We start from the raw sequence: 15,081 nt of genomic DNA on the forward strand, positions 1-15,081 counted from the left end.
CGTCGAGCACGCACGTCCTCGCCGGGCACGCACGTCCTCCCCGTCGAGAGCATGCGTCTTCGGCGAGCACGCACGTCGTCGACGCCAGGGAACGGGACCGTCCGGTGAGCGGCGTCGTCGCGGCGGTCGACCTCGGGGCCACGAGCGGACGCGTCATGCTCGGGTACGTCGGCGACGGCGAGCTGCGCCTCGAGCAGGTCGCGCGGTTTCCGAACGGACCGGTTCCCGGTCCCGACGGCAGCCTGCGGTGGGACTTCACGGCGCTGTACCGGCACATCGTCGAGGGGCTCTCCGAGGCGGTCCGCCGCGAGCCGGGCATCGCGAGCATCGGCATCGACTCGTGGGCGGTCGACTACGGTCTCGTCCACGGTGGCGAACTGCTCGGCGAGCCGTTCCACTACCGCGACGAGCGCACGGTGCGGGGAGTGGATGCCGTCAACGCCGCGGTCCCGTTCGCCGAGCTGTACCGGCGCAACGGCCTGCAGTTCCTGCCGTTCAACACGCTGTACCAGTACGCCGTCGAGGAGCGCCTGGCAGACGCCGAGGTGTCGCTGCTCATCCCCGACCTCGTCGCGTTCCTGCTGACGGGTGCGCGGTCGGCCGAGCGCACGAACGCGTCCACGACGGGTCTCGTCGACGTCCGCACGGGCGAGTGGGACCTCGAGCTCGCCGAGCGACTCGGGGTGCCGGCATCCCTTCTTCCGCCGCTCGTCGACCCCGGCGCGGTCCTCGGCACGCTCCGGGGCGAGGCGCGCGAGCGCATCGGCGCGGCCATCGATGTGGTCGCGGTCGGCTCGCACGACACCGCGTCTGCCGTCGTGGCCGTGCCGCTCAGCACCCCCGACGCCGCCTACATCTCGTGCGGCACGTGGGGCCTCGTCGGCGTGGAGCTCGACGAGCCCGTCGTCAGCGACGAGGCGCGCGAGGCGAACTTCACCAACGAGGGGGGCGTCGACGGGCGCGTGCGGTTCCTCCACAACGTGACGGGGCTGTGGCTGCTGAGCGAGGCCGTGCGCACGTGGGAGGCCGAGGACGGCGCGGCGATTGACCTGCCCGCCCTGCTGGGGGAGGCTGCGGCCGGCACCGGCGACGTGCCGCTGTTCGATGCGAACGACGCCCGGCTGTCGGCACCCGGCGACATGCCGGCGCGCATCGCCGCCGTCATCGCCGAGTCAGGGACCGCCGTCCCCGCGACGCGCGCCGCGTTCGCCCGCTCGATCGTCGAGAGCATCGCGCAGGCCTTCGCCGACGCGGTCGCGACGGCGGGGCGCCTCACCGGGCGCGAGGTCGACGTCATCCACCTCGTGGGGGGCGGCTCGCTCAACCGCCTGCTCTGCCAGGCGACGGCCGACCGGTCCGGGCTCCCCGTGATCGCCGGTCCGGTCGAGGCGACCGCGCTCGGCAACGTGCTGGTGCAGGCGCGCGCACACGGCTGGTTCGGCCCCGACGCGACGCTTGAGGACCTGCGGCGCGCGGTGGCGGCATCCACGTCTCCCGAACGCTACGAGCCGCGCGCGTGACCGGGTACGGCGCCGCTTTCGACTGGGCCCGGCGTCATGTCGGCGCGGGCAGGCTGCCCACCGCCGTGCTGGGCATCGCCACGGCCGACGGCGTCGTGGCGCTCGACGCCTTCGGCGCGACCGACGGGCGTCCCGCCCGGGTCGACGACCCGTACTGGCTGTTCTCGATCACGAAGGTGCTGACCGGACTCACGGCGACCCGTGCCGTGGAGCGCGGGCTGCTCACGACCGAGACGCCGCTGACCGACGCGCTGCCGCAGTTCGGCGCCGGCCGCGACGCCGACGACGTCGTCCGCCTGCGGCACCTCGTGAGCCACACCGCCGGCATCCCCGAGCCGACGCTCGACCCCGAGGAGGGTCTGCGCGCCGCGCTGCTCGCGCCGGGAAGGGACTTCGCCGCCGGCACAGCGTCCCGCTATTCGACGGTGGCGTTCGACGGCATCGCCGAGCTCGTGCGGCACGCCGCCGGGTGGGAATGGGATGCCGACATCGCGGCGTGGGCGGCCGCCATCGGTGCCCCCGGGTTCACGCTCGACCCCGCCGTCGACCCTCACACGGTGGTCGACGCCGAACGGCTCGGCCTCGACATGCGGGGCTTCGCGAGCCAACGCAATCCCGGCGCCGGCATGATCGGCACCGCCGCCGACCTGCTCGCGCTGGGTAGCGCGCTGCTGCGCATCGGGAGGGGCGAGCAGGGATCGGTCGTGCAGCCGGCGACGCTCGCCATGATGCGACGCCCGCTCACCGGCGACATCCCGCGCCTCGATCCATACCCAGCGGCGGCCGGACAGGACTGGGGCTTCACGTTCAACCTGCGCACGCGCGCGCCCGCGCTCATCGACCGCGACGTGTACGGGCACGCCGGCTGGGCCGGCACCGAGTTCTGGGTGCATCCCACCGCCGGCGTCGCCTGGGTGCTGCTCACGAATCAGGCCGAGCGGCCGGGTGTCGACGCCGACGAGCTGGACAACGCGGTGGTCGCGGGCCTCTGACTCCGCGCCGCCCGCTGCGGCCGCTCGCCGGGATCCGGGCTCAGGCGAGCGCTGCCGACGCCGCGCCGAGGTCGAGTTCGCCCACCCGCACCGCCCGGCCGGTGACGAGTGAGCGGTTGCCCGCGAGGCCGACGGCGACCGAGCGCACGCCGTCGTGCCACGTCGCGGCGCGGCCGAGCGGATCGTCGCCGACGCCGCGGAACAGCTCGGCCAGCAGCTGCGCGTCACCCCCGCCGTGCGCGCCGCTTCCGTCGGGGATCACCAGCCGGCGCGCGGGCTCGAAGTGCTGCTGCACGACGAGCTGCTCCGACACCGGGCGCACCTCGTCTCCAGCCGCGGTGTTCGGGTGGGCGCTGGGGTCGACGATCGCGGTCGGTCGACCGCTCGGCGCCAGCCGCACCTCGCCACGCTCGACGACGGTCAGCTCAGCGCGACCCCGCGTGCCGTTGACGCCGACGACGTACCCCTCCCACGGCGAGTGGGCGTTGAGCGAATACGACATCGACGCACCGCGCGCGTAATCCACGACCAGCGACAGGTTGTCTTCGATGGTGATGCCGTCGTCGAACACATCCCGGTCGCGCAGGTAGCCGTCGTGCGCTTCCTGCTCCAGGTACAGCCCGCGCAGCTCGGCGTCGTCGCGCAGGTCGAGGCTGAACGCGTCGCGCAGCGGCGAGTCCTCGGATCCCCGGGTCGGCCGGGGTCCGAGGCCGCGCCGGCGCGCATTGTCGGCGCCGTAGAAGCGCAGGCCACCGCTCGCGAACACACGCGCCGGAGCGTCGTCGATCCACCAGTTCACCAGGTCGAAGTGGTGCGACGCCTTGTGGATCAGCAGACCTCCCGAGCGGTCCTTCTCGCGGTGCCAGCGGCGGAAGTAGTCGGCACCGTGCGACGTGTCCAGCAGCCACTCGAAGTGCACCGAGGTGACCTCGCCGATCCGCCCCGACTGCACCACCTCCTTGAGCGCGGAGTTACGTGGCGAGTAGCGGTAGTTGAACGTGACCGTGACCGACCGGCCCGTCCGGGCTGCGGCATCCCCGATCCGGCGCACGCCCTCTTCGCTCGTCGTGAGCGGCTTCTCGACGACGGCGTCGGCGTCGGCCTCGAGCGCCGTCACGACATGGCCGGCGTGCGTGGAGTCCGGCGATGTGACGATGACCCGGTCGACGCCGAGGCGCCGCACCGTCTCGGCGAGGGCGTCGCCCGCGAACCGTTCCGGCACCGTGGCCCCGCGGGCCCGTACCCGGGCCTCGTGCCAGTCGAGCCGCCCCGGGTTGGGGTCCGTCCACGCGACGAGCTCCGCCACGTCGGCGTGCGCCCCGGTGATTGCGTCGATGTACATCTGCGCACGGCTGCCGGTGCCGACCAGTGCGTACCTCGTCTGTGCCACTGCGGCGCCCCTCACTTGATGCCCGATGTCGCGAAGCCCTTGACCAGGTACCGCTGGCCGAGCAGGAACGCGAGGAACAGCGGGATCAGCGACACGACCGACATCGCGAACATGGCGCCGTAGTTCGATGACGACTGCGCGTCGATGAAACCCTTGAGCGCCACCGACACCGGGAAGTTCTCGCGCGTGCGCAGGTAGATGAGCGGTCCGAAGAAGTCGCCCCACGTCCAGATGAACGTGAAGATCGCGGTGGTCGCCAGGGCCGGCACCATCAGCGGCAGCGTCACCTGGCCGAAGATGCGCACGTGTCCCGCGCCGTCGATGCGGGCGGCTTCGAAGATCTCCTTCGGCAGCCCGCGGATGAACTGCACCATCAGGAAGATGAAGAACGCGTCGACCGCGAGGAACTTCGGCACGATCAGCGGCAGGAACGTCTCGAGCCAGCCCAGCTGACGGAAGATGATGAACTGTGGCACCAGCACGACGTGGAAGGGCAGCATGATCGTGCCGAGCATGATCGCGAAGTACGCGTTGCGGCCCCAGAACTTCAGGCGCGCGAACGCGTAGGCGGCGAGCGAGCACGACACCAGGTTGCCGACCGTCGCGCCGATGACGAGGATCGTGGAGTTGATGAGGAAGTGGCTGAACGGCAGCTGCTGCGACGTCCACCCGTGGATGTAGTTGTCGAGCGTGACGTCGGTCGTGAAGATCCCGAGGTCGGTGAAGATCTCGCTGTTCGGCTTGAGCGACGACACGACGAGCCAGATGAGCGGGTAGATCATCAGGATCGACAGCGCGATCAGCACCACGTGCTTGACGACCGAGCGGACGGCGCCGCGGCGGCGCAACCGACGTCGGCGCCGGTCGGCGGGATCCTGAGACTCGGCGACGCGAGGCGCCGCGGCTTCGTGCACTGCGGTCATGGGGTTAGGTGCTCCTGGGCTCACGGGCGGACGTTCGGTGGGCGGCGCGTCAGTCGTCATAGAAGACCCAGTACTTCGAGAACCAGAAGTTGATCGCGGTGAAGGCGGCGATCACCAGCAGCAGCAGCCACGCCATCGCGGACGCGTACCCCATGTCGAGCTCGGTGAACGCCTGCTTGTAGAGGTACAGCGTGAAGAACATGGTCGAGTCCGATGGCCCGCCGGTGCCGCCCGAGACGATGTACGCCTGCGTGAACGACTGGAACGCGAAGATGATCTGCAGCACCAGGTTGAAGAAGATGATGGGCGTCAGCAGCGGCAGCGTGATCGAGAAGAAACGGCGCACGCGCCCAGCCCCGTCCATCTGAGCCGCCTCGTGGTACATCTCGGGGATCTGGCGCAGGCCCGCCAGGAAGATGACCATCGGCGAGCCGAACGTCCACACGTGCAGGATGATGATGGTCGCCAGCGCGTAGTCGGGGTGCGAGATCCAGCCCGGCCCCTCGATGCCGAACCACGACAGGAACCCGTTGACGAGACCCTCCTTGCCGAACACCTGGCGCCACAGGATCGCGATCGCCACCGACCCGCCGAGGAGGCTCGGCAGGTAGAAGATCGACCGGTAGAACGCGAGGCCCCGCATGCCCCGGTCCAGGAGCACGGCGACCGCGAGCGCGAGGGCGAGCTGCAGCGGCACCGACACGACGACGTAGATGAGCGTCACCCGAAGCGAGTTCCACAGTCTCGCGTCGCCGGCCATGCGCGCGAAGTTGTCGAGCCCGGTCCAGGTCGGCGGCTGCAGCAGGTTGTAGTCGGTGAACGCGAGGAACAGGGACGCGATCATCGGGCCGATCGTGAACACGACGAGCCCGACCAGCCAGGGTGCGAGGAACAGATGCCCCGCGCGGCTGTCGGGGTACTTGGTCTTCGCCTTCACGCCGCTGGATCTGCTGCGTCGTGCCTGCAGCGCCATCTGCCGCAGCTCTCCGATGCTGCTCACGGGACCTCCTCGTCGCCGGAAACCGAGAAAGCGGTTTCACCGTGGGCATCAGTATTACCTGACGCGCGCCGACTCGTCAAACGTCAAGACACGCGCTATTCCGCGCAGAGCACGCCACGCCTCTCGTCGATCTGGCCGATAACGCGCCCCTCACAACAATTGACACGATGGCGACAGCTTGCTACTTTCCGGTGAAAGCGGTTTCTTGCTCGCCACCGGTGACGTCTTGCCGCCGGCGCTGCCACCCGATGCCGGACCCACCGGCACGACGAAGAAATGAGACGCAATGACGCGCAACGCACGAACCATCGCGACACGGGTCGCTATGGGCACGACGCTCGCCGCCACCCTGGCCCTCGTCGGATGCTCCGGCACCGGCGGCGGGGAGGCGGCGCCCACCGGCGGGTTCGATCCCGACGAGAAGGTCGAGCTCCACATCGCGTGGTGGGGCAACGACGAGCGATCGGCCATCATGGCCGAGGCGATCGACATGTTCGAGGAGGAGTACCCGAACATCACCGTCGTCGAGGAGCCCGTCGGCGCGCCCGACGACCTGTTCAACCGCCTCGCGACCGACTTCGCCTCGGGCACCGCGCCGGACGTGTTCGCCCTGGGCGGCGCGAAGCCCCAGGAGTACGGCGCCGCCGGCGCGCTGCTGGATCTCTCGACCGTGAGCGAACAGCTGCCCACCGACGCCTACCCCGACTTCACGCTCACCAACGCCACCGTCGACGACACGCTCTACGGCCTGCCGACGGGTGGGAACGCCATCGGCGTGCTGGTGAACAAGGCGGTGTTCGAGAAGGCGGGGGTGGAGCTTCCCGACGGATCGTGGACGTGGGACGACTTCATCGACGCCGCCAACGAGATCACCGCCAAGGCCGGCGACGGCGTGGTCGGCCTCGACCTGCGCATCCAGGACATCCTCGGCACCTACGTCGCGCAGTACGTCGACACCGGCATCTACGACTGGGACGGAGATCTCGCCGTCGACGCCGACACCATCCAGGACTGGTACGAGATGGAGGAGCAGCTCGTCGCCGACGGCGGCCTGCCCGACCCGTCGGTCATCGTCGAGCATTGGAACGTGACGCCTGACCAGACGCTGTTCGGCACCGGCAAGGCGGGCATGTCGTTCGCCTACAGCAACCAGATCGGCGCGTACGCAGCGGGAGCCGGCGGCGACGTCGAGATCGTCACGCCGCCCACCTCGACCGACAGCTCGGGCGTTGCGGTCCTGCCGTCGCAGTTCTGGTCGATCGCGGCCACGACGAAGCACCCGGAGGCCTCCGCGCTGCTCGTCGACTGGCTGCTGAACCAGCCCGAGCCGGCGAAGGTGATCCTCGCCAACCGCGGCCTGCCGTTCAACCCCGACACACTCGAGGTCGTGAAGCCGCTCCTCGCCCCCGCCGACACGCAGTCCGCCGAGTACCTGGAGTCCGTGCTCGAGGTGGGCGTCGTCGCCCCGCCGCAGCCGGCGGGCGGTGCGATCCTCAACGAGCTGTCGCAGCGCATCGAGTCCGACATCCTCTTCGGCAACACATCCGCCGCCGACGGCGCGCAGCAGTGGGTCGACGAGTTGACGGCCTCGCTCGCGAACGACTGACCCCCGCGGGCGGCTCCCCAGCGGAGCCGCCCGCCATCCCTCCCGTCGCACCCGCGACGGCCCTACCCGAAGGCCGATGATGCCCGCGATCGACGACGCTCTCGAGCGGCTGCGCGACGGCGACACGACAGCGCGTGCCGGCATCCCCGAATCCCATCCGCTGCACGACGGGCTGCGGCGCGCTGCCGTGGCCTTCGCTGCAGTAGGCGGCAGGTTGGAGGAGCGCTGGCACCGGGCCCTGACCGAACTGGCCGGCTGCATCCGTCCGCTGTCGGGCGCGGACGCCCTCTTCGAGGGCGGCGCCTACCCGGGTGCGTGGCTGGAGAGCACCGCGACCGTGAGCGCCGGCATCCTCGACCGATTCGCGCCCGAGGTCACCCGCGCGACGCACCTGCTGTTCGCGGAACTGGCCCGCGACGACGGCCTGCTGCCCTACAAGGTGACCGCGGACGGGCCCGCGTTCACGCAGATCCAGATGGTCACACCTCTCGCGCGCGAGGTGTGGCACCACTACCTGCGGTCCGAGCCGACCGCCGCCGCGCGGCAATACCTGCGCCGCATGTACGACGCGATGGTCCGCAACGACGCCTGGCTCGCCGCCCACCGCGACACCCGCGGCACGGGAGCCGTCGAGGCGTTCTGCACGTTCGACACCGGCCATGACATGTCGCCGCGGTTCTGGCACGTTCCCGACCGCTGCTTCCGCGGCGACCCGACCCGCTTCGACCCCGATGTGCCGACGCTGCCCTACATCGCGCCCGACCTCACCGCGAACGTCGCGTGTCAGCGCGAGCACCTGGCGCTCATCGCGGCCGAGCTCGGCGAAGAGGGGGCGCCGTGGCGGGCGCGGGCCACGGCATCCACCCGCGCACTCCTCGACCAGTGCTGGGACGAGACCGACGGCATGTTCTACGACCGCGCACGCGACGGGCACCTCCGCGTCGCATCGGACGTGCTGCTGCGCGTGCTGGCGTGCGGCGTCGGCGACGACGAGTCCTTCGGCCGTGCCCTCGAGCAGCACCTCATGAGCACGCGACGCCTCCTGTCGCACGCAGGCTTCACCTCGATCGCGATGGACGATCCCCGCTTCGACGACGACCACACGCGCAACTCGTGGGCGGGTCCCGTCAACTACCTGACGCTGGTGCGCGCGCCACAGGCGTTCGAGCAACACGGCAGGCATGCCGAGCTGAGCCTCGTGCGACGGTCGCTCCTGGGCGCCGTGGCAGGGCACGACCGATTCCCGCAGTGCCTGGACCCGTGGACGGGCGACGCGGGCTACACCGACGGCTACTCGCCGGCGATGCTGTGGCTGCTGGACGCCCTCGAGACCGACTGCGGCGTGCTGCCTCGCCCCGACGGCGAGGTATGGCTGACCGGGATGCCGCCCACGCGACTCGATCACGGCCAGTCCGCCGCTGCGACAGCGGCAGCCCGGACGGTCGCCGGCGTCCGCTACGAACTCGCGGCCGATGACGAGCGCGTCGAGGTTCACCGCGACGGCATGCTGTGGCTGCGCTTCCCTCGCGGCTGGCGGGTCGTCCTCGACCGCGGCGGCCGGGTGGCCGGTGTCGTCGGCATGTCGCCGTCCGCCGTCTCGGGCGAACTGCGAGTGGATGCCGCACCCCCCGTCGCCCTGACGCTCGGGCCCAACGACCACGCGACCGTCGCCGACGGCCACGCGACCGCCCTGCACCGCCGCGGATTCACGCCGCCGCGCTTCTAGGATGAAGGCGCTGCGGCAGAGGGGGCCGGAGCGCCCGCGAGAGGAGACCTCCTTGGTCAGACGCACCCGAGCGACGACGATCGCCGAGGTGGCCCGGCACGCCGGCGTCTCGCCGGCGACGGTGTCGCGGGTCATGAACGACCGATTCCTCGGTGAGCCCGAGATCGCCGACCGCGTGCGCGCCGCCGCGCGGGAGCTCGACTACTCCCCCAACCACCTCGCCCGCAGCTTCGCCCTTGGCCAGACCAACGCGATCGCCTTCCTCGTGCCCGACCTCGCCAACCCGTCGTTCCAGGCCGTGCTGTCGGGCCTGAGCAAGGCCGCCGGCGAAGAGGGGTACCGGGTGCTGGTCGCCGATTCGGCGGAATCGCCCGATGACGAGCCGCTGCTGGCCGCCGAGATCCGCCGTCGCTGCGACGCCCTCGTGCTGTGCGCGCCGCGTATGGCCGAGGACGCCCTCGTGCGCACCACCGAGACGCTGGGGCCTGTCGTGCTGATGAACCGCTCGAGCCCATCCGTGACGGCGCCGACCCTGTCGGTCGACTCCCGCAGCGGGTTCGAGGCGCTGGCGCGTCACCTGTACTCGCTCGGCCACCGTCGGCTCGTCTATGTCGAGGGCCCTCCCGGGGTGGCGAACGAGAAGCGGCTGCAAGGCCTCGCCGACTTCCGCGCGTCCGTCAGAGGGGTCACCGTCGAGCAGGTCGCGGGCGGCCCCGGCAGCGAGAGCGGTCTCGCGGCGGTCGAGGCGGTCGTCCGCTCCCGCGCGACCGCCGCCCTCGCCTTCAACGACCTCGTCGCGGTCGGCCTCGTCCACGGGCTCGTCGAGCGCGGCGTGCGCGTGCCCGACGATATGTCGGTGACCGGTTTCGACGACATCCCGTTCGCACGGTTCATGTCGCCGTCGCTGACGACCGCGTCGGTGCCGCACGAGGTCCTGGGCGCGCTCGCCTGGAGCCGCATGCGCGCCCTCATCGAGGGCATGACCCCCGAGCACGACGTGGTCTTCCAGCCCCGCCTGGAGGTGCGCCGCTCGACGGCGGCGCCGCGGGCCTGAGCGTCAGGGTGCAGGCCCCGTCGAGGCCCGCGGCTTGAGCTCGACCTCGAACACCTCGTGCGCGGCGGCCGTGCGGCCGGCGATGCGCTCCAGCAGCATCTCGACCGCGCGGGCGCCCATGCGCTCCCCGGGCTGATCGACGCTCGTGAGCGAGATGGCGGGGTGTGAGGCCATCGCCACGTCGTCGTAGCCGATCACCGACATGTCCGCCCCCGTGTCGGCGACCGCCCGCAGCACGCCGAAGGCGAGCTCGTCGTGCGCCGCGAACACAGCCGTGGCGGTCGTGCCCTGCTCGATCGCCTCTCGTGTCGCGCGGTACGACGGCTCTTCGCCGTCGTCCGTGTGCCACACCTCGGCATCGAGGCCCCGGTCGGCCATCGCCGCGAGATACTCGCGCAGACGGCCGCTGTGCGGGTACGGAGCGTTCGGATCCTCCTTCGGCAGCGTCAGGTGCGCGATGCGCGTGTGCCCGAGATCGAACAGGTGCTGCAGCGCCAGCCGTGCACCGCCGAGGTCGTCTCCCGCGACCACGTCGTAGCGATCGGACTTGTCGAGCCTCCCGAACATGACGAGCGGGACGGATGCCGCGATCCGTTCGAGCGCGTCCTCGTCGACGCGCGGCGACACTGCGATGAGCCCGTCGACCTGCCGGTCGACGAGCGCTTCGAGGGCGCGGTAGCCGAGCCGGGACCCGGTCTCGGCCGGCGCCAGGATCAGCTGGTACGGAGTGCCCTCGAGCGCGGCCGTCGCCCCGCGCACGATGCGCGTGAAGAACTGGTTGGCGAGATCGGGCAGCTCGATGCCGATCGTGTACGTGCGTCCGCGCATGGCGCGCGCGGCGATGCTCGGTCGGTAGTTCAGCTCGGCCATCGCAGCCGTCACCCGCTCGCGCATGGCATCGCTCACGCCGTAGGCGTCGCGCAGCACCTTGGACACGGCCGCCCGCGACACCCCGGCACGTGCGGCGACGTCCTCGATGGTCGCTCTGCGCAGTGGAGTGCCCGTGCCCACGCGCACCGATGCTCCGGACGCCGCATCGGCGGCGCCCGGTGGGGGCGTGGGGGCCGTCATGATTCTCCTCCCGGCACGGCGTGTGCAGTGCAAACGTACCCCGGGTCGACGGGGGTGCTCGACGCAGAGTCCGACGCCGCCGTCAAGACCCTGGGCCGCGGCATCCATCCGTTCCATGGTGGCTTCATGGAACAACGACGCGACGACGAACGCCCGGCCGACGACGAGAGCCCCATCGGCGGAGACGAGACGACCGAGGACCAGCTCGAGGCCGACAACCCCGTGGAGGAGGAGACCCTCGAGACGCTCGACCCCGACAACCCGCCCGCGTGACGACGACCGCCGCTACGCCTCCCGGGTGATCGTCACCTTGACGTGCAGGCTGCTCTTGAAGGGGCCCGCGTAGACGCCGCGCAGCGGCGGCACGTCGTTGTAGTCGCGCCCGCGGCCCACGAGCACGTGGCGGTCGCCGATCTCGATGTTGTTCGTCGGGTCGAAGCCCTGCCACTCCCCCGCGAACCACTCGATCCACGCGTGGGACTCTCCCGTGACGGCGACGCCCACCTCGGCGGACGGCCGCGGGTGAAGGTAGCCCGACACGTAGCGGGCCGGGATCCCCACGACGCGCAGCGCGCCGAGGGTGATGTGCGCGATGTCCTGGCAGACGCCCTTGCGGGCCTCCCACGCCTCGGCGGCGGTGGAGTGCACGCCGGTCACGCCGTGCATGTACTCGACGGCATCCCCCACCGCCACCGAGATCGCATGGGCGGCGCGACCGGGATGGTCGTGCTGCGCGGCGATCGAGCGGGCGAGCTCGGCGACCTCGTCGTGCGGGCGCGTGCGGTTCGTGAGCGACAGCTGCTCGACGGTCTCGATGGAGCGGTCGGCCTCGCGGGCCAGGCCGTCCCACGTGACGTCGATGTGCTCGAGAGGGCGCGGACGCACCTCGACGAGCGAGCGCGCCGTGATCGACAGCGCCGAGTGCGGCGACAGCACGTCGAACGCGGCAACGCGGGTGCCGAAGTAGTCGACGTACTGGTTGACGGACGTCGACGGCTCGATGTCGAGCGACGAGTTCAGCACGAACTGGCTGTCGGTCGACCCGGGCAGCATGCGCGCCTCGTTGTAGGACGCGGTGACGTCGCCGCCGTAGCTGAACCCGGTCTGGTGCTCGATGCGCAGCCGCTTCATGAGATCTCTCCGATCCAGCTGGGCTCGGCCTGCGTCGGGAAGAACCGGCCGCGGATCGCCTCCGACGCCTCGCGCGTGACCTGCTGCACGCGGTCCATGTGGGTGGGCAGCTCGCCGAGGATCTCGGAGATCGGCCGGTACTCGAGGTCGTTGCGGATCTGTCCGAGGGCCCGCAGCACGGTGTTGGAATGCCCGACGCGGTCGGCGCGCGGGTCGATGGCGCTCATGCACTCCTCGGCGCGCTGGATCGAGTAGATGATGGAGCGAGGGAAGAGGCGGTCCAGCAGCAGGAACTCGGCCGCGTTGCGCGCGCTCGGCATGCCCCGGTACGTGCGCAGGTACGCCTCGTACGCCCCACACGAGCGCAGGATCGTGGTCCACGACGGCCCCGAGGCCTCGGTGAGCGACCGCGTGGCCAGCAGCCGCGCCGTCATGTCAGTGCGCTCGATGCTGCGGCCGAGGGTGAAGAACTGCCAGGCCTCGTCGCGGCTCGTGGACGAATCGTGGATGCCGACGGCCAGCGCCGCCCGTTCACGCACCCACTGGAAGAACTCGTGGACGCGGTCGTTCTGCAGGCGGCGCGGCATGCGCGCGTTCGTCGTGTTGAGGATCTCCCACAGCTCGGTCGACACGATCTCGCGGGCCCGGCGGGCGTTCTCGCGCGCGGCGGTGAGCGCGTAGGCGATGCTCGACGGGTTCATGCGATCGACGGCCAGGCGCGACAGCACGTCCTCGCGGCGGACGTGCTCGACGCCCTCGGGCGGCAGCGAGCCCATGACGCTCAGCAGCGACCGGCACGCCGTGTCCTCATCGATCCAGGGGTCTTCGAGCAGCAGCTGCAGGTGCACGTCGAGGATGCGCGCCGTGCCGTCGCTGCGCTCGATGTAGCGCCCGATCCAGAAGAGCGACTCCGCGATGCGGCTCAGCACGGCTCGCCCCCGTCCTGCGTCTGCTGCTGCTGTTCGTGCTGCTTGTGCGTGCCCCGGCCGGGGTCCTGCGGCGAGTGCGTGGGCTCGGTCTGCGCGTCGTAGATGATCGGGATGGCCGCCGTGACGTTGGCGGCCTGGTCGGCGACGAGCTCGGGCACGCCGCGGCCCTGGCCGTACTCGACTGTGCCGGGTGCGGCGCCGCCGACGATCCAGGTGTCCTTCGACCCGCCGCCCTGGCTGGAGTTGACCACGAGCTGCCCCTCGGGCAGGGCCACGCGCGTGAGGCCGCCGGGCAGCACCCACACGTCCTCGCCGTCGTTGACCGCGAAGGGGCGGAGGTCGGCGTGACGCGGGCGCATGCCGTCCTCGACGAGGGTCGGGATGGTCGAGAGCATCACGACGGGCTGCGCGATCCAGCCACGGGGGTCGGCGAGCAGGCGCTGCCGCAGCTTGTCGAGCTCGGCGGGCGACGCGTCCGGCCCGACGACGAGCCCCTTGCCGCCGGAGCCGTCGACGGGCTTCACGACGAGCTCGTCCAGCCGGTCGAGCACCTCCTCGAGCGCGCCCGGGTCTTCGAGGCGCCACGTGTCGACGTTCTTGAGGATCGGCTCCTCGGCCAGGTAGTACCGGATGAGGTCGGGCACGTACGTGTAGAGCAGCTTGTCGTCGGCGACGCCGTTGCCGACGGCGTTCGCGATCGTGACGTTGCCCAGCCGCGCCGCGAGCATGAGGCCCGGGGCTCCGAGCATCGAGTCCGCGCGGAACTGCAGCGGATCGAGGAAGTCGTCGTCGACGCGGCGGTAGATGACGTCCACGCGCTGGGGCCCGCGCGTCGTGCGCATGAAGACCTTGCCGCCGACGCACAGCAGATCGCGCCCCTCGACGAGCTCGACGCCCATCAGGCGGGCCAGCAGCGTGTGCTCGAAGTACGCCGAGTTGTAGACGCCCGGCGTCAGCACGACGACATTGGGGTCCTCGATGCCGGCGGGTGCCGAGGCGCGCAGCGCCGCGAGCAGCTTGTTGGGGTAATCGCCGACCGGACGCACGCGCATCGACACGAACAGCTCGGGGAGGGTCTGCGCCATCACGCGGCGGTTCGAGATGACGTAGCTCACGCCCGACGGCACGCGCACGTTGTCTTCGAGCACGCGCATCTCGCCGTGCTCGTCGCGGATGAGGTCGATGCCCGACACCTGGATCCGCACGCCGTTGGCGGGCTGGATGCCGGCGGCCTGGCGATAGAAGTACTGCGAGCTCGAGATCAGCCGGGCGGGCAGCACCTGGTCGCGCACGCAGTGCTGGTGCCCGTACGCGTCGGCGAGGAACGCCTCGAGCGCGCGCACGCGCTGCTTGACGCCCGCCTCGATGCGCGACCACTCGTCGAACGCGATGATGCGCGGCACGGCGTCGAGCGGGAACGGCCGCTCCTCGCCCGCGAAGTCGAACGTGACGCCCTGCGCGAGGTACGAGCTGGCGAGCGAATCGGTGCGTCCGCGCAGCTCTTCCTGCGTCATCTGCGCCAGCGCCTGATACAGCTCCCGATACGCCTCGCGCGACTCGGCGGGCGCGCCGGGGTGCGCGGGGCTCCCGAACATCTCGTCGAACGCCGGCACCCCCGAGGGTGTCTTGCGCGGCGCGAGCGTCGAGCCGTAGCCGTCGAACAGATCACCCATGCGAAGAGCCTAATGCGGCCCGGATTGCCGTCGTGTTTCGCGGGTCGCGGGCGAAGACGGACGGTG

Annotated in this window: 13 protein-coding genes; 6 read left to right on the top strand and 7 right to left on the bottom strand. The window is 71.1% G+C overall.

The features are described from left to right. Positions 1-104: 104 nt before the first annotated feature. Positions 105-1,520, top strand: coding sequence for a rhamnulokinase (locus tag JNB62_RS11790; protein WP_220301081.1), 1,416 nt, complete (start codon positions 105-107; stop codon positions 1,518-1,520). After that, a complete protein-coding gene (locus JNB62_RS11795; protein WP_220301082.1) occupies positions 1,517-2,512 on the top strand; it encodes a serine hydrolase domain-containing protein in 996 nt (331 codons plus the stop codon). Before JNB62_RS11790 ends, JNB62_RS11795 begins: the two co-directional genes overlap by 4 nt. Positions 2,513-2,552: 40 nt before the next feature. Here the strand turns inward: JNB62_RS11795 and JNB62_RS11800 are convergent, their stop codons facing one another. The 3 genes from JNB62_RS11800 to JNB62_RS11810 are packed head-to-tail and all read right to left on the bottom strand — an operon-like array spanning position 2,553 to position 5,825. Further along, positions 2,553-3,902: a Gfo/Idh/MocA family protein gene (locus tag JNB62_RS11800; RefSeq protein WP_220301083.1), complete on the bottom strand. Its 1,350-nt coding sequence runs from the start codon at positions 3,900-3,902 to the stop codon at positions 2,553-2,555. A gap of 11 nt (positions 3,903-3,913) precedes the next feature. Continuing rightward, the gene (locus JNB62_RS11805; protein ID WP_220301084.1) at positions 3,914-4,825 is read right to left on the bottom strand and encodes a carbohydrate ABC transporter permease; all 912 of its coding nucleotides are present in this window, start codon (positions 4,823-4,825) and stop codon (positions 3,914-3,916) included. A gap of 49 nt (positions 4,826-4,874) precedes the next feature. Beyond that, a complete protein-coding gene (locus JNB62_RS11810; RefSeq protein ID WP_374450846.1) occupies positions 4,875-5,825 on the bottom strand; it encodes a carbohydrate ABC transporter permease in 951 nt (316 codons plus the stop codon). Between the two features lie 325 nt (positions 5,826-6,150). Between JNB62_RS11810 and JNB62_RS11815 the strand changes: the two genes are divergently transcribed. From JNB62_RS11815 to JNB62_RS11825, 3 genes are all read left to right on the top strand, one after another. Next, positions 6,151-7,431 carry an ABC transporter substrate-binding protein gene (locus tag JNB62_RS11815; RefSeq protein WP_220301085.1) on the top strand — a complete coding sequence of 427 codons (1,281 nt, stop codon included), beginning with the start codon at positions 6,151-6,153 and terminating at the stop codon, positions 7,429-7,431. A 76-nt stretch (positions 7,432-7,507) separates the two neighbouring features. Next, positions 7,508-9,157 carry an MGH1-like glycoside hydrolase domain-containing protein gene (locus tag JNB62_RS11820; RefSeq protein ID WP_220301086.1) on the top strand — a complete coding sequence of 550 codons (1,650 nt, stop codon included), beginning with the start codon at positions 7,508-7,510 and terminating at the stop codon, positions 9,155-9,157. Between the two features lie 52 nt (positions 9,158-9,209). Further along, on the top strand, positions 9,210-10,211 hold the full coding sequence (locus tag JNB62_RS11825) for a LacI family DNA-binding transcriptional regulator (protein WP_223231107.1): 1,002 nt from the start codon (positions 9,210-9,212) through the stop codon (positions 10,209-10,211). A gap of 3 nt (positions 10,212-10,214) precedes the next feature. On the opposite strand, the gene JNB62_RS11830 is transcribed toward JNB62_RS11825, so the two are convergent. Then, a complete protein-coding gene (locus JNB62_RS11830; RefSeq protein ID WP_220301088.1) occupies positions 10,215-11,282 on the bottom strand; it encodes a LacI family DNA-binding transcriptional regulator in 1,068 nt (355 codons plus the stop codon). A gap of 27 nt (positions 11,283-11,309) precedes the next feature. Here JNB62_RS11830 and JNB62_RS11835 point away from each other — a divergent pair, with 27 nt between their 5' ends. Further along, on the top strand, positions 11,310-11,555 hold the full coding sequence (locus JNB62_RS11835; protein ID WP_220301184.1) for a hypothetical protein: 246 nt from the start codon (positions 11,310-11,312) through the stop codon (positions 11,553-11,555). 12 nt (positions 11,556-11,567) lie between these two features. Here JNB62_RS11835 and JNB62_RS11840 read toward each other — a convergent pair whose 3' ends face one another. From JNB62_RS11840 to JNB62_RS11850, 3 genes are read right to left on the bottom strand one after another with little or no spacing between them, the layout of a single operon-like run. After that, the gene (locus JNB62_RS11840) at positions 11,568-12,413 is read right to left on the bottom strand and encodes a transglutaminase family protein (RefSeq protein ID WP_220301089.1); all 846 of its coding nucleotides are present in this window, start codon (positions 12,411-12,413) and stop codon (positions 11,568-11,570) included. Beyond that, positions 12,410-13,342: an alpha-E domain-containing protein gene (locus JNB62_RS11845; RefSeq protein ID WP_220301090.1), complete on the bottom strand. Its 933-nt coding sequence runs from the start codon at positions 13,340-13,342 to the stop codon at positions 12,410-12,412. Before JNB62_RS11845 ends, JNB62_RS11840 begins: the two co-directional genes overlap by 4 nt. Beyond that, complete coding sequence (locus tag JNB62_RS11850; RefSeq protein WP_220301091.1) at positions 13,336-15,015, bottom strand: circularly permuted type 2 ATP-grasp protein; 1,680 nt, start codon at positions 15,013-15,015, stop codon at positions 13,336-13,338. Before JNB62_RS11850 ends, JNB62_RS11845 begins: the two co-directional genes overlap by 7 nt. Positions 15,016-15,081: the final 66 nt, after the last annotated feature.

Origin of the sequence: Microbacterium jejuense (assembly GCF_019511665.1) — a bacterium.
In the GTDB taxonomy this organism is placed as follows: domain Bacteria; phylum Actinomycetota; class Actinomycetes; order Actinomycetales; family Microbacteriaceae; genus Microbacterium; species Microbacterium jejuense_A.

Bases quoted from the DNA above. Each gene is read 5' to 3' on its own strand.
- JNB62_RS11805 (WP_220301084.1), bottom strand. From the start codon at position 4,825: ATGACCGCAGTGCACGAAGCCGCGGCGCCTCGCGTCGCCGAGTCTCAG.
- JNB62_RS11815 (WP_220301085.1), top strand. From the start codon at position 6,151: ATGGGCACGACGCTCGCCGCCACCCTGGCCCTCGTCGGATGCTCCGGC.
- JNB62_RS11820 (WP_220301086.1), top strand. From the start codon at position 7,508: ATGATGCCCGCGATCGACGACGCTCTCGAGCGGCTGCGCGACGGCGAC.
- JNB62_RS11830 (WP_220301088.1), bottom strand. From the start codon at position 11,282: ATGACGGCCCCCACGCCCCCACCGGGCGCCGCCGATGCGGCGTCCGGA.
- JNB62_RS11840 (WP_220301089.1), bottom strand. From the start codon at position 12,413: ATGAAGCGGCTGCGCATCGAGCACCAGACCGGGTTCAGCTACGGCGGC.
- JNB62_RS11850 (WP_220301091.1), bottom strand. From the start codon at position 15,015: ATGGGTGATCTGTTCGACGGCTACGGCTCGACGCTCGCGCCGCGCAAG.